Source organism: Turicibacter sanguinis (assembly GCF_013046825.1).
Classification (GTDB): Bacteria; Bacillota_I; Bacilli_A; order MOL361; family Turicibacteraceae; genus Turicibacter; species Turicibacter sanguinis.
Genome location: NZ_CP053187.1, coordinates 2,298,990 through 2,317,183, shown reverse-complemented (window position 1 = coordinate 2,317,183; position 18,194 = coordinate 2,298,990). Strand labels below are relative to the sequence as shown.

The following is an 18,194-nucleotide window of genomic DNA, read 5'->3' as shown; positions in this document are numbered from 1 at the left end:
AAAGTCCACGATTCGGAGTTTTTTTAAAATTCACTCTCAATAAAGAAACCTACTTTCATCTCATGTCACGCTTACTGCTTTCTCTTATACAGCACGACCATTCCAGTGCAAAGGAAAGCAAATAACCAAAAAGTTCGTCCAACCTTCACTTTATTTGTTGTGTCTTTCTCAAATGTCCTTTGGCTCACACTTTCAACTTCTTCGATCATCTCAAACGCTGTGACAAGTTGTGGTTCTTCATCTTCTAATTGTTCTACTTCTTCAACAATGATTGTTTTTGAAATCGGTTGTTGATTTCTTTGAATCTCTTCTTCTATTGGTTCAACGGGTAAAATTGAGTAATCATTGTGACTCTCTTCTTTAATAGCTGACTGTTCGGTGACACTGATTTTTTCACTTAGTTCCTTTGATTGAAGCTCTATCTGACTTTCTTCAACCGTTACCTCACAACTCGCAACATGAGTCCCGGTTCTAACTTCAATGACTGCCTTACCTACTTGTTTGGCAATCAGTTCTCCATCATTAACCATGACGACCGATTCATTAGAACTGCTCCAACTTAAATTTTCTGTAATAGTTGCATGAGTTGGGATAAATAATACATTCAAATTCATACGTTCTCCGACTTTTAAATCAAGCGTATCTACCTCTAAGACGATTCCAGTGAGAGCTCGTCCCGGTAATAACTTAGATAAAATCGGAACCCCGTATCCAAAGTAAGGATCCCATCCCACTTCTCCTAGATCATCAGCTATTTCAATCAAAATTTCTTCAATATCATGAGGCATTAACGTCGGATTATTTAATTTTAATAAAGCAGCCATCGCACTAATATGTGGTGCAGCCATTGATGTTCCATCTAAATAACCAAATCCTCCACCTGCAACCGTGCTATAAATATCAACACCTGGTGCGACCACATCAACATGTGCTCCATAATTTGAAAAGACTGCTTTTTGCAACGACGAATCCATAGCAGATACAATAATCGCATCCTCTAAATGAGAGGGACAACTATTCATCGTATCGATATTATCATTTCCCGAAGCAATGACGACTGTAATGCCGGAGGTGATTGCTTCTAAAATGGCCATTTCTAACGCTTTTGAATGATAATAGGGATACAACCCAAGACTTAGGTTGATGATGTCGACCTCAGCTTCTTTGGCATACTTCACACTTTCAACCAACGCTGAAACAGTTCCTTTCCCGCGCGAATCCAACACTTTTAATGGTAAAAGTTTAATATTGTCTAAGCCTGCGGTTGCCTTGGAAATGATTCCTGCTACATGCGTTCCATGACTATTATAACTATCATCAAATGGATCTTCATCTCGGTTCACAAAATTATATCCAAAATCTGATAGTTTATTTTCAAATAGAGGATGTGTGGGATCAATTCCCGTATCAATAACCGCAACGACAAGCTCATCATCTTTTTCCTCTTGAATTAAATAGTCTCGATAGGAATTAATTCCAAGATAGTCCATTCCCCAAAATTCATCACTCCATGAAGTGATAGTCTGTGTATCCATAACGTTTAAACTAAGCTCCAAATCAAGTTCTACCCACTCTACACCAGGCGTCGTTAATAGCCTTTCATACGCTTCTTCTGTCTGTGAAATAGAATCAAATGAAATGACAAATAAGTCCTCTTCTAATATTCGAAATTCATCATACTCAAGTGGCTCATTACTTTTCACAATCAAACGCTGGCTATCAAATGAAAGATGATGTGCTAAAACCTCACATTCGCTAATCAATATAAAACCTAATATTAATAATATATACTTTGTTAACTTCATTAGTTCTCTCCCCTACAAGTACTATAACTCGCTAAATTATAACAAAATATACACTATTTTTCACTAAAAAAAGGTTAACTAGACGTTAACCTTTGACATAAACCGGATGGTCTTTTAGCGCAATCCTTTCAGCTACAACACCTTCTGTTTCAAAAAGAACCAATTTGTTAATCCCTACTTTTAAAAGAGGCCCTGGAATATATAAATATTGAATCGGTCCTACTGACCAGTATCGACCGAGATTGAAGTCATTGATAAAGGCAACCCCTTTTCCAAGCGTGCTACAATCTAAAAATGTATCTTCACATTCGTGTGCTTCAAATTCATATTCATAAAATGCTGGTGTATTTGGAATCCATCCTTTTGTGAAATCCACGTCACCAATCGTTTCAAATGACAAAGCATATTGCACCCACTCTGTTTCAAAATGATGATCCACCATCACACCTCCACGAATTCCTTTTCGTTGAGTAGGAGCTAACAGCCTTGCCCCATAATTATTACGTCCCATATTTTCGACTAACAAGGACAATTCATGTTCCCCTTGAAGTGGAAGATTAAATTCGGTTCCGATTTCTTCTTGTGTTTGTGTTAAATAAAAGACTTCGTCTACATACACCGAAACACGATCACTTGTATCTACTAATTTGATACGCTCTGAATTGGTAGAACCGATCACCTTTGTTTGATACAAGACGTACCCATAACCACTCCCTAATTGTTCAAATGTTTTGGGCCAAATACTTTGCTCACTTTTCCCTAACGAAGATAATGTCTTAAATAATGACACTTTACGTTTTAGTGGAATGAGCCCGTAATCTTTTTTTGTTCTTAATTTAGGTGTTTGCTGAATCATATCTGGAAATAATTCTTTTAACAATTCTTGTGCTGCTTCATATTTTTTCGTTGGATCTCCCCATTCTGTTAAGAAGGCATCATAATCATACGAGGTGACTTGTGGTAAATTCCCAATTTTCCCAGCACAAGAACCATTCATAAATCCAAAGTTTGTTCCCCCATGAAACATATACAGGTTCAAACTCCCACGTTGTAATAATTCTTTCATACACGTCATCACCTCATCAGCGTCGCGCAAAATAATATCTTCATTCCAACGATTAAACCACCCACACCAAAATTCCATACACATCAATGGCCACTTTTTATCATGCTTTTCCATAAAGGATTGCAAGACATCAAAATTTTCATTCCCTCGTGACCCAAAGTTTGCCGTTACCAATACCTCCTCTTCAATTAAGGTTCCTGACATCAATGCCTGCTCCCATGCCCCGTCAGATGTAAACAATGGCACGTCAATTCCTGCGTCTTCAATCATCTTTTTCAAAGCACGCAAATACAATTTATCATTACTAAATGACCCGTATTCATTCTCAACTTGCACCATGATAACGGGTCCGCCTTTTGTCACTTGTAATGGCACAATTAACGGTAATAGCACCTTGAAATAATTTTCGACCTTTTCTAAAAACAACTCATCATCACAACGAATTTTCATGTCATGATAATTAAGTAACCAAGCAGGCAATCCCCCATTTTCCCACTCCGCACAAATATAAGGTCCGGGTCTTAAAATAACCATCAGTCCGATTTCTTCGGCCTTTTTCACAAACGACACTAAATCTTTACCTCCAGTAAAATCAAACTGCCCTTCACGCATTTCATGAAGATTCCACGGAACATAAGTCTCCACCGTATTAAATCCTAACGCCTTCAAATTATATAAGCTATGCTCCCAATGATCGGGCATTATTCTAAAATAATGAATCGCTCCCGACATTATTCTAGTTGGCTTTCCATCCACTAAGAATTCTTCTTTCACTTCAAATGTTTTCATCTTTTTGCTCCTCATCTTTTACTTCTCTGTCTTCTTTCTATCTAGAGATTGGATTCTTAAGAACCTCATTTCCTGGATATATTTTACTATAAAAACGCTCTTATCACATCTGTCATTTTCTAATATTCAGTGTAAAAAAACCTTATCTAAAATGGATAAGGTTTCATTAGGTGTTAATCAATATCAATGATCATATCTCGATGATAGTAGGTCAAATCTTGTTCATTAATTTCTCGTAAAACACGGCAAGGATTTCCAACAGCTACCACATTGGCAGGAATATTTTTTGTGACGACACTTCCCGCTCCAATGACCGTGTTATCACCAATACTCACGCCTGGTAAGACAACGGCATTTGCTCCAATCCACACATTGTTTCCAATTTTAATCGGAAGATTATATTGAGCTTGCTTACGTCTTAACTCAGGATGAATGGGATGAGTTCCCGCACTCACGGTGACATTAGGCCCAAACATCACATGATTACCGACGATAATTTCACAATCATCAACAAGTGTTAAATTAAAGTTTGCATACACACCGTCTCCAAAATGAACATGTTTTCCTCCCCAGTTTGCACGAAGTGGCGGTTCGATATAACAATTCTCGCCGATACTTGCAAACATTTTCTTTAATAAAGCCAGTCGCTTTTCATGCTCAGACGGACGTGTTTGATTAAAATCATATAACCGCTCAAGACAAATGGTTTGTTCTTTGATTAACTCATCGTGATTACAATAATATAACTTTTGATGAGACATTCTTTCCTTTAGTTCTTTCAGTTCCATTTTAATTCCCCTTATCTTTATGGATATAACTTCATTATATCTAAAAATTACGAAAAGTAATTAAAAAAAGAGGACTATTTTAAATTTAATTCCTCTAACTTTTCATTGACAAAAGAAATTTAATGTTTGAAGCTGATTTCATCAATTTTGCATCTGAAAGGCGGCGATAGGGCCTTCAACTTGGCCTTTTTATCTCGATTCCCTCTTTCTTGCTCGATACTAACCATTCATAAAAAAAATCTAGTCAATTTATCTTGACTAGATTTTTTCTTTACCACATGAATGATTCAATTTTGCCTTCACTTTCAATCGTGGAAAGAGTCGTTCCCTGTGCTTTCCATTTTGTTGCATAATCTTCAAATAACTCACCAATGGCTTGTCCAATTTCAGTATAATCTTCATCCTTTAAATTGGCTAACGATACACGAATCGACCAAGTCGGTCCCTCAAATCCACTTCCATTTAATAACACAATTCCATAACGGGCTGCTAATTCAAATAAAAATTCGAGTGGATGATAGTGATCTAAAAGGTAACTCACAAATTCATTTCCATATTGAAGACGCGCCCAGACTAATAAGTCAATTTGATTATAGTAAGAAGTCGTATAACGATCCTGTTTTTCAGCAAGAGATGGAAGCTGTGCATAAATTAATTCCTTACGTCGACGACAAATCTCTTTTGTCTGATTTTTATACGTCTCTTCTTGATCAAGTAAAGCAAAAATCGAGAAGAACGCCATTTGAACCTGCTGTGGCGTTGATAAGCCAGCTGTATGATTTAAAGCGACCTGACGACTATCTGCTACAATACGATCAATAAATGGAATCTGATCTGGTGTCACCGTTAAGGCTTTATATCGTTTACGTAAGATTTTCTTTTCATCTTCTGGTAACTGTTTGACTAAATCATTAAAGACATTTTCTTGTGCTAGCGCAATCACACCTAAACGCCATCCTGTTACCCCAAAGTATTTTGAATACGAATAAACGCCTAAGGTGTGATAAGGCATCGTCATCATTAACGATTTAAAATCATCGCAGAATGTTCCATATACATCATCTGTTACAATCATCAAATAAGGATTTTTTTCTTCAACGACTGCTTTTAAGTAATCCATCGATTCATCATTAATTGCAACAGATGCAGGATTACTTGGATTCACGATACAGGCTAATTTAATACTTGGATCAGCTAATTTATCTAACTCTTCTTTTGGATACTGCCATGTATGACGACCATCCTCATTGACTTCTGAGGCATATACTTTAACAATTTCAAAATCATAATTCGGTAATCCTGCGATTTCAACATATGGAGTGAAAATCGGGACGAATAAAGCAATTTTATCTCCTTGTTTTAAAATACGATTGGCCATTAACGAGTCAAAAATATAGCACATGGCCGCAGTCCCACCTTCAACGGCATATAAATCATGTGTTGAAGTCAACAAATTGCCTCCCATTTCTTTGACAATATAATCTTTGACTACTTGTTCTGTTTGAACGAGCATACGATCCGGCACTGGATAATTATCACCAATAATAGCATCCGTCAATTCATAAACCCACTCATCCTCGTTAAATCCATGTTTTTGGATTCCATATTCAATGATTTCTTTTAACAAGGTCATTCCTGGTGCTTCCGCATACACTTCACTATATCTTTTGAAACGTTCATAAATACCGGCTTGTTCCGGCATCCCCGCTAAATCTTTCTCACACCAAACACGTTGTGTTTCTTCAACAGCAAATTGACCAAAGGTAAAAAAGGCTTGACGAGGTGTGGCTGCTGTCCAATTTGGATTTCCTCGGCCCGCATTTAACATCGGACGTCCCACTTTATTTTCTGCTTTTTGTGCTAGATGAATTAATTCATCTTTTAGCTCAAATGGACTTAAATGTCCTACTTTTTCAATCATTTGTTTAATCGATTGTACATTAGTTGTCATACGCTACGCCCTTTCATGACTGATTAAATCAATCAATCCTTTATCTCTCACTTCTTTAATTTTTTCAGTCTTAATACAACATCAATCTTCACTTGATCAATATATTTTCATGTCTAATAAGAATCAAATACGACGTTAAGAATTTCATCTAACCTCTCTTTAGCTTGATAGATTCTTGATATTCCTTCGACATTTTTTTTACTTTTTAATAATCGGCGAGATAAATTATAACATCTCCAAATTTTAAGTCAACCTATTACAGATTGAAAAAATTAACTTTTGAAATGGATTGTCCCTTTTTTTCAAAAATAAAAGAGCTAAGATGATTAATCCTAGCGCCTTTGCACTATCCTTCCATAGTCGGTTTTAATGTTGTTTTTTCAATTTTTCCCGCAATCTGTTCTTGTTCTTTTTCTAATTGTTTTAATTCGTTGAGCGGACGAAGGGCGATCATGACCGTCACAATCGCTGTGATTATATCTCATAACAGTTGAGCAAACATCACACCCTATAATCCATTCGGCATCTCTGTTTCAAATAAATTCTTAATCAATCCAAAGTTATCTCCAAAAGTATCAAAGAATTTAGGCAAGAAGACGGCCATGGGAATTAAAATGATCCCTTGATGAGCAATAGAGGTCATTGCTGATTCTTTCGCTCGCACCATCCCATCGCAGCGTTTAATAAAGACATACCAACAAATGAGTGATAATTGCACAAAACCAATGTTAACAAGCATACGTGCTATGTAATCATTGCTAATGCCTAGTCATTTAAATAAATGTAACACGCCTAATTCAAATAGAAATAACGGAATGTTATTTGGGTAACAATCGTAAAAATAACTATCAAACTTCGTAAAGCCTTCTTGCGCATTAAGTGCTGAAACATGCACTATCCCAAAATGCCAAAGGGGCGTTACTTTAAAACATGTCATAAAAAATAGTTGTAAGGCGATTATTCACTAAAAAACTTCCAAATATCATAAATAGTAACTTTTGATTTGAAAATTTTTCAAGATAAGCATTTAATTTTATCAGGATAAACAGGACCTCCCTGCTCCTCTTGTCACGAGCAGTGGATTCATACTTGCAAATAAAGTCGATGGACGAATCATTGCATCTAACGTAATATAACCAAACGTGATGATAAAAATGATATTAAATAACATCATTAACGCTCTTTTATTTTTTTAATTCTGTCATGCGATATTTCCTTTTTAAAAGCGCATAGTCTTCTTAAAAACACGTTAAGATTATACCACGAGTAAACACAAAAATTAGAAAAAAACAGTAATAATAAATATGTAATTATTAGGATAACAAATTTATGATTCTGTCAGTTACTTTTCAGATTATAAAACCTCAAAATACTTTGTATTTGAAATATTTCGATTAACAAGGTAATTAAATTTTGTTAAATTAAGAAGGAAGCAAATCTAAATGTCGAATCTTTAAGGGGGACTTATGTTTAAAACGAATAAACGACTTACTTTTCTAATTCTTATTATAGTTGTCACAATATCTGCTTGGATCGGGTTTGAATCACTGAATCCAGCCACACCAAACTACGATGATTTATCAAAGGTCAATGTAACCAATCAGATGAATCATATTCAAGAAATCGCAAAAGAACCACATTCTATTTATGATATCGAAGCGAAAGAAAACGTGAGAAATTATCTGATCTCACAACTAGAAGCATTCGGACTCCAACCCACACTTTACGAATATGAGGATGTTTATGTTGAGCGCAGTGATAGTTACGAAGACTTGCAAAATATTTATGCAACACTTGAAGGACAATCTGATTCGTATATTATGCTCGTGACACACTACGATAGGTCTCGTGCTAAACCAGAACGATATGCTGAAATGGATGGTTCACGCGGTGCTACCGATGTAAGATATGGCCTTTCAACCATTCTTGAAACAGTACGTGTGATCTAAGAAATGAACACTCCAATGATTAATGGAATTAAAATCCTCTTCACCGATGGCGAAGAATATGGATTACTTGGAGCTAAGCAAGCGGTCAATGAATCAGAAATTTTTGAAGGGGTTCGCTACCTGATCAATATTGAAGCACGTGGTACAAAAGGTCCTGCCGTCATGTTTGAAACAAGTCCTAACAACGCTGCTATTATGGATCTATTTAAAAAAAGTGAGCATCCTTTTTCGTATTCAATCACACCAGAAATTTATCGTTTACTTCCAAATGGGTCGGACTTCACTATTTTCTTACAACATGATTTGCCTGGCATTAACATCAGTGTGTGAGATAGTCTTGAAAATTATCATACACCCAATGATAATCCAGATCATTTAAGTGATGCTTCCCTTCAGCATTATGGAGATCACGTCTTGCCGATTGTAAAAGCTTTTGTTTAGGACGAAACTTATTCGGACGCAAACGCCCTAACTGCCTCACATGATTCTATTTTCTTCACGTTTGGAACGGCATTTATTAACTACTCCAAAACACTCAACTATCTTTTAATCATTGTAATCTTCGCTTTAATTATCTTCTTATTTAAAAAACTTCAGATACAAAAGCAGATGACAGTCTTTAAATATACGTTTTTAAATGCTGGCTTCACGATTTTAATGATGGGTTTATCCTATTTATTAACACGTTTTATTGCGGTGTTAAATGGGCGTCCATTTAAACTGACGTACTTACCACTTATGAAACATGAAGATTTTATCTTCGTTAGCGTGATTATCGTGACCTTTATCACGCACTTCTTAGTCATTAAAAAAATGACACATCGATTCAAAGAATCCTCAGAATTTTTACTTGGATTACTTGTCTTGCTTCTTATCTTGTCTTTGATTATCACCTTTACATTCCCAGGAGCGAGTTACTTAACCGTTTGTCCAGCCTTTTTATTCGCTATCTGTGCTTTTATTAAGACGTTATTAAATGGGAACTGGTATAGCTCTTATTTACTATTTATTCCAATTCCATTTATTATTATCTTATTTATTCCAACCATTTATCTATTTAATGCCGCTTTAACTCTTGGAGGCTTAGTCGCTAATATGCTATTGATTATGATTGCCTTTATTTCAATTCTCTCAAGTTTAAGTGCTATTGATTAATTTGAACCAAAAAGGGGCGCACCTCTGTCGTGCCACCTTTTTTGATATGATATGAATGAATTCTCAAGCGTTTGACATCCCTCCCACATGATCAATGGATTTTATTGTTCTCTGTGCGTTTTCTGTTTCGCTCTCCTCATTGTTAACACATTTAGCTATTAAACGGATACAATCAATTGATTAATTGATCGTCCCATTAAGTATAATTTCAAATAGATTTCTCGGCACTTTGTAAACTGACCAAATAATCGTTTCGCTTTTTGTTCATCCCCATAGACCTTCCAATAACCACAACATTTACAATTCGAGCCACAGTTCGTAATAAAACCTAACACATCTTCAATTGGATATCCTAAAAACACCCCAATTTCATGAGGAAATTCATCAGATGATGATAAACGTTGCTTTAACCTATTCAAAAGATCCGGAATCGTCGCTTGATGATGATACCCCAATTCCGTTAATAATTGTCGGGTTCTCACCTCTTTTAACTCTTCTAATAATTGATTCTTTCGATACACATAAAGAAGAACGGTTTGACAACTTTCTCGAAGAACATCAAGATAAAGGCCCTTTTCATTTAATTCTCGATTGAGAAGGATTAGCTCTTCTGTTAATTGTTCCTTACTTTTAAATTTATAATTAAACATATTAGCCGTTTTTAACCCGGCTAATGTAGGCGCTGCATGCTCAATTAATGTCCTTTTCATTTTTTCACCTCATTTTTAATGCATTTATTAGTATATTCAAATCTACTCTCTTTAACAGAACGGATGAATGGTGGGTATACCACCTCAAATTAGCATATGCTAACTAATTGTTAAAAATAAAAGCAGGTTTTAACTGTTTCCTCAAGTTAGCTTATGCTAACTTTTGATTTAAACATAGCATATCTGAAATCATCTTACAATATTTATAATCACCTCTAACTAAATAACCAAATATAGTGATGAACTCCACCATTAGTTTCACTTGAACTTGCCTCATTAATACGATATGATTAAATAAAATCTTTTAGAAAAGAGGACATTTATGATTTGGTTTGGTGATATTACAATGGGTCCTGTCTCACAAATTTATGAGGAAGGACAATATGATGAAACACCGTATTGTGCAAACTGTAATCTTGAAGTTGGACCAGGTGGTCGTGTCGATGCCAAATTCCCTGAACAAGATGATTACAATCGTTGTCATCATTGCGTAAATAAATAATAAAAAGAGTTCTAATTTAATAGAACTCTTTTTATTATTTATGCGATACTCCTTTTAAGAATTAGAAGCTAGTGAGGTTATCTTTTAAAGTAATCATCTCGTAACACTTTTTGTCCGATTTCAAACATTTCAATCACTTTAACATCCATTTCTTCCATATAACTTTCAGTTCCTATCTCATCAAAGGATTCATAATATTCTGAATACTTATTATATCTTGCATGATCGGTGATCCATCCATAATCTTCAAAAATAACGGTTGATTCTAATTCACTAAAAATATCAATCCCAAATGCATGCTCATAATCGTAATCTAAATTAAATAAATTCGCCATCGTCGGAACTAAATCAAATACATTCATAACTTTTGATACCGTCTGAGCCTCAATCCCCGGTGTCCAAATCATGAGTGGAACTTTACGAAGCTCTTGCCAATCCCACTCATTTGTTGAATCATATGCCCATAACTTATCGTGATGAATGGGATAAGGATAATGATCCCCATAAATGACAAGAACTGTTTCATCTAAGACTCCCGCTTCTAATAGACGCCCCATAAGCACTTCGATTGATTGGTCGAAGGCATTTTGAGCGGCATAATAATAAACAATTTCTTCGTCATCAGACTGAATAAATGAGCTAACATAATCGTAATTTTCTTGTAGTTCAGTCCGCTGTGTGGTATAGGGCGTATGACCATTCGTCGTAATCACGTAACTAAAGAAACGATCATCTTCAAGAAAAATATCAGACGCAGCATTCATTAAATCCGCATCACTTGGCCAGTTCACCATATACTCCCACTCTTCTAAAAATTCTAAACCAAGTGCTTCTTGGTCATAAAAAGCATCATATCCTAGTGATTCATGATAGGCATCTCGATTATAAAATTCTCCGGTGTTCGAATGATAAGATGTCGCGCTGTATCCTGCCTTTTTAAACACAGAGGCAATTGAATTTGGAAACGCGTTGTCGGTGAATTCATAACAAGTTGTGCCATAATTCACTGATGGTACCAACGAGGTATTAGAGATAAATTCCGAGTCACTCGTGGTCCCTTTATAATGTGGGGAATAATAGTTCTCAAAATAAATTCCTTCATTCATTAGTTTATATAATGTTGGGGTCGCCTGTTCATGAATGGCACGGCTGAACAAACTTTCTGCCATAATGTAAACGACGTTTTTCCCTTCAAAAATCCCACTCATCTCATTGTCGATATGCGTATGATTTAATTTTTGAAAGTAGTCGTCAATTTCAGATGTTTGTTGGCCCACTACTTGCGTTTTTTCTTGCTGATGACTGATAGCAAGTTTAATATCTTGTAGTGTATATTGATACAATCCAAATTCACTCATCGCTTTTCCTTTATCAAATAATGTTTCGTATAAATAAACATCATCTTTATATCGACTCCCTTCATTGCTTGCTTGTGTAAAAGTTAGCTTTGTGACAGTACTTAAGATAACAGACAAAATAGTTAAAGTCACGATAATCAGTTGATCATGTCGTGTTCGTTTTTTCGGTGATTTAAACCAATAGCACGCTAATAAAACAAATCCCGTGGGAATTAAAAACAAACTATATTTTAATTCTAATACCCGAAATATCTCCCCACTTACCGTTGATAATTCCATTAAATTCGTCATTTGATTAACAGAAAAAAAAGCTTGATAAAATCGATAATAAATCAATTGTCCCACTGCAATAATGCTAATGAGACTAAACGTCATGCTATAGAAAATAGGTCTTGCGATTCCTTTAAATAATAGCCCAATGGCAGCTAATAAACTACTAAATGAAATCGAAAATAAAATGGCTTTTAATGAAAACCAATCATAACCTGCCATTAATCGAATTAAACTATCGACGCAAACAAAACCCATGATGTATGCCAATGGCATCCCAAAGGTGCTAATTTCTCTCCATTTCTTCATTTTCATCCCCCTTACTCCTTACAATTATATCGAATTTATAATAAATTGTAAAATTTAGGTTAATTTCAAAGCTAATTTAACATGAATAGTCAATAAAGCATTTGATAAATCAAAAAAAATGTCGACCGCCTGGTCGACATTTTTTTATTATTCTGCCATTTCGTCAACACTAATAGGTTGAACGATTTCAGCATCGATTCCGATAATATCCATGATTTTTTCTGAACGTTCTTTGGTTGAACCACTAATCACAGAATATTTCACATTTTCAGCATTTAAGAAGTTTAAGATCGCATCATCCACCATTTGAGCAACTTCTTCATCTTGCCATCTTACGCCATCTTTCTTATAACCAAATTCACGTGGTACAAAGAAGATATAGTCATATTGAGGTAAATCACGAATCGCTAAACTATATAGGTCATTTAAAATTTCAATTTCTTTTTTGGTGCGAGTTTTATCACCTAGCATTAAACGTCCATAAATATAAGGAACGAATGTCGCATAATCCGTTACAGCATAATCGTGTCCATCTAATGCTTTCTCTAAATGTAATTGGCCTAAATAAATTCCGTATTGCTCAGAAATTGATTCGATCATGCCTTTATCTCTTAAATAATCAGTACTGTATTCTGTTGCGACTCCAACATTAATATCTCTGATTTTTAAATCCACATATAATTGTTGAATTAACGTTGTTTTTCCACAACGTGGTCCACCTAGGATTGCAATTCTTACCGTCATAGATCACTTCTCCAATTTAAAAAATATTTTTTCTTTTCATACGAAATGCTGTGAGAATTAAATTATATCAATAATTAATACTTTTTTCAACGACAAGTTATTCCATGCTTCGACAACATAAAAAGTCTATCCAATGATAGACTTTTTATTGATTACAAACGTGGTTTTAATGTTAATCCTTTTAAGAAGTTACGAAGATAACGATCGCCACACTGTTTATAATTTTTTTGCCCTTCTTTACGTAACACCGCACTTAATTCACTTTTTGAAATCTGAACGCCTGCTAAAGCTAAAATTTCAAGCATGTCTTCTCCTGTTAAAGAAAGCGCAATTTTTAACTTTTTCATCACGACATTATTAACAGCGTTTTGTTTAATCGCAACAGGTTGCATCGGTTCTTGCCCTTCTTTTTGACCTCGTTTATACACAATTAACCCATTTAAAAACGCATCTAATGTACGATTATTACATTTTAAATTTTCCTCTGCCTCTTGATCTTGGAAAATTCCTTTATCCGGTGACTTAATTAACATTTTTCGAACTTCTTCTTCTGTTAACGTCACGCCACCTAATTTAAATATTTTAAGCATTTGACCGTCTTTTAAGTTTAATGCATATCTGATTCGAATTAAAATATCATTATTATCCATTAAAATGCCTCCATACTATGTCGAATAATCTTTATTATAACACAAATATCGAGGTGAAATTAAAATTCTTTTGATATTCCACTGAGGTGCGTAACTTAGACTGTTCCTAAATCCCCGCTCCATGTGTTTTCGATCCAGTTAATCATTCTCGTATTCGTGTCAGCAAGTTCTTTGTAACCTCCTTGAACAAAAAAGGCAATCATGATCAAGTCAATTGCAATCATCATGGGCTTAATCATTTGCTTTTCTTCAAACGTTAAAATGGTTACTTCGTCATATCCTTTAATCACTTGCTTGAAAAAGATTGATCATCTGTCACGTTTGGCCTCTTCTTGAAAAATACTAGCCAATGCCCCCGTTCCTAAATAACAAACGTCAAATAATCGCGCATTGAGTTGGGTTAAATCAAAATCAATATAGCCGACAATTTCATTATCATTAAAAATGATATTGGCGCCATGAAAGTCACGATGAATCGCCTGTCTTGGAAGATTGTTATAAAGCTCCTTAAAATGATTTATACACGTATTTTTTATGTTTTTTAGTTCAGTTAGTTCCGTTTTAGGTAAGGTTGACGCTGATACATACGTTTCAAGTTCTTCACTCACCCACCCCGATAACTCTTGTAACATATCATTATCCCACAAATCAGTAAGTTTGGGTGTAATTTCTTTTAACCCTTCGTGTAGCGTTGCTAAATGTTGCCCCAGTTCATAACCAAGCTTCGCCTCATCGGCTATAAAATAATCCGTTAATACGGATCCTTTTATTTTTTCACACAAAATAAAATAATAACCATCCATAACGACATAATCTTCGTGATTCACAGTTTGAATCGGGGTTTGCGTTTTAACATTAACCGTCTTTAATAATTTAGATAAATGAATGTGTCGTTTTAATTCCTCTAAATTCTCACTCATTCTCAATAAGTAATCATCATTCACGGTCCAAACGTGTGGTTGACGATTCGTTTCATCACTTATCGCTTCTGTTTCAATCTTCGCCTCCACTAAGTCGTAACAGGCTAATACATTTTTTAATCTAGTACTCATCAAAAATCCCTCCACCTGTATTATGATATCCCACACTTCATCTTATGGCGACCTCATTTATGATTCTGAAAAAAAGATGAGGCAAACAGATTGCCTCATCTTTTTCGTTTTTGTTGCAAAATAATACGTTCAATACTTTTTTGTGATAAACAGTAGTTATGAGCTAAGGTTTCCTTTGATTCCCCAGCTAAAAATTATGTATAAATATTAGTATTTCGTTGATTCATTTCTTCTCTTATTTTCGTCTTAGTGCCCCACCCGAGTCTACGCTCCTCTTTTTTTGGGAATATACAAATATTCGCCATCGACATATTGTTGAATGAGTTCAATAACTTCAAGTGGTAAAACATCTTTCGCTTTAATATAGCACATGTTGCGCCTCCTCAAGATTTATTCAATCTAACATGAGAGTTCGCAAAGGCTATTTAACTAATTAATCGCATAACCTCTGCTACGCGTTCATTGTCGGTTCCATCATCATATATTCCTCCTCTTTTCAGTCCTATTTTACGATTCTTGAGCGTTAAAAACAAGCCTCTAATTTAAATGGTAACCCATTAAACCAAAGTAATCGTTCCATCAAACTATCGTCATTATACGAGTTGAGAATCATATATGAAAATCTTGAATAGTTTGCTTTTATTTACACGATCACTTGAACTCCCGTCCCGATTAAAAGATATCATTTTGGGATAATCATTCTGATTTGTCTCTACTTTTAAGATAGGTTCAGAAATTTCTTGCTGTATGGAGATTAAAGTGACTGACGTGAGATTTAATCTTGAAATAAAAGGATTTTAGCTAAGTTCCTATCGACAAATTATTTAAAATCACGGTATACTTATGACAGATTGATTTTTTAAACTCCATCAAAGGAAGTGACAACATGCGTTTAAATAAATTTATAAGTGATTCTGGAAAAGCTTCAAGACGTGGGGCTGATAAATTAATTGCGGAAGGACGAGTTAAAGTTAACGGTCGTATTGCTAAAATTGGTGATCAAGTGAAACCTGGTGATGAGGTAATGGTAAATGGAAACATTATCCGTCTTGCTCGTAATCACGTTTATCTTGCTTTAAATAAACCGGTCGGAATTACGTGTACAACAGAAAAAGGAGTCAAAGGAAATATCGTCGATTTAGTTAATCACCCGCTTCGTGTGTTTAACATTGGTCGTTTAGATAAAGATTCTGATGGATTAATTTTACTTACAAATGATGGAGATATTGTCAACGAAATTTTACGTGCTGAAAATAATCACGAAAAAGAATATATTGTATCTGTTGATAAACCAATTACACCTGAATTTATTGAAAAAATGTCTAAAGGGGTTCGAATCTTAGGACAAAAAACATTACCTTGTAAAGTGACACAAATTTCAAAATATGAATTTAACATTATTTTAACACAAGGATTAAATCGCCAAATTCGTCGTATGTGTGAAGTATTAGGATATGAAGTTTATCGTTTACAACGTGTCCGTATTATGAACATTACGCTTGGAAATCTGCCAGTAGGACAATGGCGTGACTTAACCAAAAAAGAAAAAACACGTTTATTCCAAGAATTAAACTATCATCCTCAAGAATGGTAATTGAAAAAGCGAACGTTAGAAATAAACTAACGCTCGCTTTTTTTCATCTTTTTTATCCGTGCTTTCGTCTTCTTATCGACTTGATTTGATTCAATGATTTTTTGCAATGCTTTTTGATAAGTAAAAGGATCTAATGAATGATTTTCTAAGTAAGTCTGAGTCTTTTTTTCTTGTTTAATAAAACAAATTGAAATAGCCCATGCAACTGCCATCTGAGCATAATATCCTTGATGCTTAACCTGATCTAATGTCTCTAGCACAGACTCAATAAACAGATCTTCTATATAATAAATTAACGCCATCACCACAGCAAATCGAACTTCAAATTCATGAGATGATTGAAAATAAGGTTGTAAAAACGTCCAAACTTCCATTTGGTGGTCTTTCGTAAATTTTAACCCTGAACAAAAGCTATCACAGACTGACCAATTATTAATTTTGGGCACAAATTGACGAATCAACTCAAGTTTTGCATCCAAAGGAACCTTGATATAACCAATGATCATGCCTTTTAACATGATTTCTTCAAAGTAAAGTTCGTCATTGTTTTGTAAATATGCCTCATAATCCTTTTGAAGATTTTTCTAGCCATTTGCCGAAGCTTTGGTAAACGAACTCCAAGTAAATGGTCGGTTCCAGGTAATAGTCGCATTGCGAACCTTTGATAGGTTGGCTCTGCTAACACAAGTAATTCATTTCTGATTGTTTCAATCACAACCCTTACCTCCCTTAACTTCAAGTATACTAATTTTTTGTTTAAAATCAACACGACTCATCCACCCTAATGAGAAGGAGTGGTGTTCATGAAAAAACGTGGCTTTGATATCCATGATACAAAATGGTTTTCAAAGACAGAGCAACTTCGATTAAAACAGGCCAAAGAAGAAATCGAGTGGCTTCTTGATCGAAACTATCCCATCTTACCCGTCGTTAAATTTGTGTCGGATCGCTATCAATTTTCCAATCGCCAACGGGATGCCTTAAAGCGTTGTGTCTGCACACAGTTACAAAAAGAAAGTCGAATCTCTCGTCGATTATCACTTTCAGCCTTAAACCATCAAACAATCTATATTGATGGATTCAACCTGATCATCACCCTTGAAGTCGCCCTATCAGGAGGCACCTTAATTCGTGGCCGTGATGAAATCATTCGCGATTTAGCCGGACTTCGAGGAACATACAAACTCATTGAGCAAACAGAAGAAGCACTGCGACTGATTGGTCAATGCTTAAGCTCTCATCACGTGAACCAGGTTATTTTTTATTTAGATGAACCGGTTTCTAACTCGCGAAATCTCAAATACAAGATTTTAGAGTTTTCAAAATTTTGGAACTTTAAAACAAGCGTGGAATTGGTTCCTAATGCCGATTTAGCTCTTCAACATCACTCCCATATCATAAGTAGTGATGCCATCGTTTTAGACTCTTGCCTCAGTTATTTTAATTTAAGCGAAGATATTATTCAACGATTCATCCCTGACGCGTTCATTTTAACCTTTTAG

At 35.1% G+C, this 18,194-nt stretch carries 18 protein-coding genes and 1 pseudogene; 5 read left to right on the top strand and 14 right to left on the bottom strand.

Annotation, left to right across the window (positions count from 1 at the left end; all coding sequences use genetic code 11):
• Window positions 1-71 precede the first annotated feature (71 nt).
• From HLK68_RS11240 to HLK68_RS14750, 6 genes are all read right to left on the bottom strand, one after another.
• Complete coding sequence (locus tag HLK68_RS11240) at window positions 72-1,805, bottom strand: S8 family peptidase (RefSeq protein ID WP_132942784.1); 1,734 nt, start codon at window positions 1,803-1,805, stop codon at window positions 72-74.
• A gap of 85 nt (window positions 1,806-1,890) precedes the next feature.
• Window positions 1,891-3,660, bottom strand: coding sequence for a glycoside hydrolase family 35 protein (locus tag HLK68_RS11235; protein ID WP_006785748.1), 1,770 nt, complete (start codon window positions 3,658-3,660; stop codon window positions 1,891-1,893).
• A 173-nt stretch (window positions 3,661-3,833) separates the two neighbouring features.
• The gene (locus HLK68_RS11230) at window positions 3,834-4,448 is read right to left on the bottom strand and encodes a sugar O-acetyltransferase (RefSeq protein ID WP_006785747.1); all 615 of its coding nucleotides are present in this window, start codon (window positions 4,446-4,448) and stop codon (window positions 3,834-3,836) included.
• Window positions 4,449-4,719: 271 nt separating this feature from the next.
• Window positions 4,720-6,399, bottom strand: coding sequence for an aspartate 4-decarboxylase (gene aspD / locus HLK68_RS11225; protein ID WP_006785746.1), 1,680 nt, complete (start codon window positions 6,397-6,399; stop codon window positions 4,720-4,722).
• 508 nt (window positions 6,400-6,907) lie between these two features.
• The gene (locus HLK68_RS11220) at window positions 6,908-7,138 is read right to left on the bottom strand and encodes a hypothetical protein (protein WP_132942783.1); all 231 of its coding nucleotides are present in this window, start codon (window positions 7,136-7,138) and stop codon (window positions 6,908-6,910) included.
• A gap of 297 nt (window positions 7,139-7,435) precedes the next feature.
• A complete protein-coding gene (locus HLK68_RS14750) occupies window positions 7,436-7,570 on the bottom strand; it encodes a hypothetical protein (RefSeq protein WP_262942055.1) in 135 nt (44 codons plus the stop codon).
• 295 nt (window positions 7,571-7,865) lie between these two features.
• Here HLK68_RS14750 and HLK68_RS11210 point away from each other — a divergent pair.
• Together HLK68_RS11210 and HLK68_RS11205 are read left to right on the top strand one after the other, a co-directional pair.
• Window positions 7,866-8,678, top strand: a pseudogene (locus HLK68_RS11210) (M28 family peptidase).
• Window positions 8,679-8,957: 279 nt separating this feature from the next.
• Window positions 8,958-9,503 (top strand): hypothetical protein, encoded by a 546-nt coding sequence (locus HLK68_RS11205; protein WP_132942782.1) that lies wholly within the window; start codon window positions 8,958-8,960, stop codon window positions 9,501-9,503.
• A gap of 158 nt (window positions 9,504-9,661) precedes the next feature.
• Here the strand turns inward: HLK68_RS11205 and HLK68_RS11200 are convergent, their stop codons facing one another.
• Window positions 9,662-10,213, bottom strand: coding sequence for a DUF3793 family protein (locus HLK68_RS11200; protein ID WP_006785740.1), 552 nt, complete (start codon window positions 10,211-10,213; stop codon window positions 9,662-9,664).
• Window positions 10,214-10,535: 322 nt separating this feature from the next.
• On the opposite strand from HLK68_RS11200, the gene HLK68_RS11195 reads away from it, so the two are divergent.
• The gene (locus HLK68_RS11195) at window positions 10,536-10,715 is read left to right on the top strand and encodes a hypothetical protein (protein WP_009607699.1); all 180 of its coding nucleotides are present in this window, start codon (window positions 10,536-10,538) and stop codon (window positions 10,713-10,715) included.
• Window positions 10,716-10,792: 77 nt separating this feature from the next.
• Here the strand turns inward: HLK68_RS11195 and HLK68_RS11190 are convergent, their stop codons facing one another.
• The 5 genes from HLK68_RS11190 to HLK68_RS11170 form a co-directional block, all read right to left on the bottom strand.
• Window positions 10,793-12,652 carry an LTA synthase family protein gene (locus tag HLK68_RS11190; protein ID WP_006785739.1) on the bottom strand — a complete coding sequence of 620 codons (1,860 nt, stop codon included), beginning with the start codon at window positions 12,650-12,652 and terminating at the stop codon, window positions 10,793-10,795.
• Between the two features lie 147 nt (window positions 12,653-12,799).
• Window positions 12,800-13,396, bottom strand: a complete 597-nt coding sequence (locus tag HLK68_RS11185) for an ATP/GTP-binding protein (protein WP_006785738.1) — start codon at window positions 13,394-13,396, stop codon at window positions 12,800-12,802.
• 152 nt (window positions 13,397-13,548) lie between these two features.
• A complete protein-coding gene (locus HLK68_RS11180; protein ID WP_006785737.1) occupies window positions 13,549-14,046 on the bottom strand; it encodes a YehS family protein in 498 nt (165 codons plus the stop codon).
• A 95-nt stretch (window positions 14,047-14,141) separates the two neighbouring features.
• Entirely contained in the window at window positions 14,142-14,285 is a 144-nt protein-coding gene (locus tag HLK68_RS11175; protein ID WP_155222991.1) for a hypothetical protein, read from the bottom strand.
• A 69-nt stretch (window positions 14,286-14,354) separates the two neighbouring features.
• Window positions 14,355-15,098: a phosphotransferase gene (locus HLK68_RS11170; RefSeq protein ID WP_006785735.1), complete on the bottom strand. Its 744-nt coding sequence runs from the start codon at window positions 15,096-15,098 to the stop codon at window positions 14,355-14,357.
• Window positions 15,099-15,984: 886 nt separating this feature from the next.
• On the opposite strand from HLK68_RS11170, the gene rluF reads away from it, so the two are divergent.
• Window positions 15,985-16,692, top strand: a complete 708-nt coding sequence (gene rluF / locus HLK68_RS11160; protein ID WP_006785732.1) for a 23S rRNA pseudouridine(2604) synthase RluF — start codon at window positions 15,985-15,987, stop codon at window positions 16,690-16,692.
• Window positions 16,693-16,718: 26 nt separating this feature from the next.
• Here rluF and HLK68_RS11155 read toward each other — a convergent pair whose 3' ends face one another.
• Both HLK68_RS11155 and HLK68_RS14610 read right to left on the bottom strand, forming a co-directional pair.
• A complete protein-coding gene (locus HLK68_RS11155) occupies window positions 16,719-17,210 on the bottom strand; it encodes a DNA alkylation repair protein (RefSeq protein ID WP_238843589.1) in 492 nt (163 codons plus the stop codon).
• Entirely contained in the window at window positions 17,204-17,407 is a 204-nt protein-coding gene (locus tag HLK68_RS14610) for a DNA alkylation repair protein (RefSeq protein WP_238843587.1), read from the bottom strand. The genes HLK68_RS11155 and HLK68_RS14610 overlap by 7 nt, the downstream gene beginning before the upstream one ends.
• A gap of 88 nt (window positions 17,408-17,495) precedes the next feature.
• Between HLK68_RS14610 and HLK68_RS11150 the strand changes: the two genes are divergently transcribed.
• A complete protein-coding gene (locus HLK68_RS11150) occupies window positions 17,496-18,194 on the top strand; it encodes a DUF434 domain-containing protein (protein WP_129821554.1) in 699 nt (232 codons plus the stop codon).

What these genes read in the sequence shown, in the direction of transcription:
- HLK68_RS11240 (WP_132942784.1), bottom strand. Translation starts at nt 1,805, where the DNA reads ATGAAGTTAACAAAGTATATATTATTAATATTAGGTTTTATATTGATT.
- HLK68_RS11235 (WP_006785748.1), bottom strand. Translation starts at nt 3,660, where the DNA reads ATGAAAACATTTGAAGTGAAAGAAGAATTCTTAGTGGATGGAAAGCCA.
- HLK68_RS11230 (WP_006785747.1), bottom strand. Translation starts at nt 4,448, where the DNA reads ATGGAACTGAAAGAACTAAAGGAAAGAATGTCTCATCAAAAGTTATAT.
- aspD (WP_006785746.1), bottom strand. Translation starts at nt 6,399, where the DNA reads ATGACAACTAATGTACAATCGATTAAACAAATGATTGAAAAAGTAGGA.
- HLK68_RS11220 (WP_132942783.1), bottom strand. Translation starts at nt 7,138, where the DNA reads ATGCTTGTTAACATTGGTTTTGTGCAATTATCACTCATTTGTTGGTAT.
- HLK68_RS14750 (WP_262942055.1), bottom strand. Translation starts at nt 7,570, where the DNA reads ATGTTATTTAATATCATTTTTATCATCACGTTTGGTTATATTACGTTA.
- HLK68_RS11205 (WP_132942782.1), top strand. Translation starts at nt 8,958, where the DNA reads ATGACAGTCTTTAAATATACGTTTTTAAATGCTGGCTTCACGATTTTA.
- HLK68_RS11200 (WP_006785740.1), bottom strand. Translation starts at nt 10,213, where the DNA reads ATGAAAAGGACATTAATTGAGCATGCAGCGCCTACATTAGCCGGGTTA.
- HLK68_RS11195 (WP_009607699.1), top strand. Translation starts at nt 10,536, where the DNA reads ATGATTTGGTTTGGTGATATTACAATGGGTCCTGTCTCACAAATTTAT.
- HLK68_RS11190 (WP_006785739.1), bottom strand. Translation starts at nt 12,652, where the DNA reads ATGAAGAAATGGAGAGAAATTAGCACCTTTGGGATGCCATTGGCATAC.
- HLK68_RS11185 (WP_006785738.1), bottom strand. Translation starts at nt 13,396, where the DNA reads ATGACGGTAAGAATTGCAATCCTAGGTGGACCACGTTGTGGAAAAACA.
- HLK68_RS11180 (WP_006785737.1), bottom strand. Translation starts at nt 14,046, where the DNA reads ATGGATAATAATGATATTTTAATTCGAATCAGATATGCATTAAACTTA.
- HLK68_RS11175 (WP_155222991.1), bottom strand. Translation starts at nt 14,285, where the DNA reads ATGATTAAGCCCATGATGATTGCAATTGACTTGATCATGATTGCCTTT.
- HLK68_RS11170 (WP_006785735.1), bottom strand. Translation starts at nt 15,098, where the DNA reads ATGAGTACTAGATTAAAAAATGTATTAGCCTGTTACGACTTAGTGGAG.
- rluF (WP_006785732.1), top strand. Translation starts at nt 15,985, where the DNA reads ATGCGTTTAAATAAATTTATAAGTGATTCTGGAAAAGCTTCAAGACGT.
- HLK68_RS11155 (WP_238843589.1), bottom strand. Translation starts at nt 17,210, where the DNA reads ATGTTAAAAGGCATGATCATTGGTTATATCAAGGTTCCTTTGGATGCA.
- HLK68_RS11150 (WP_129821554.1), top strand. Translation starts at nt 17,496, where the DNA reads ATGAAAAAACGTGGCTTTGATATCCATGATACAAAATGGTTTTCAAAG.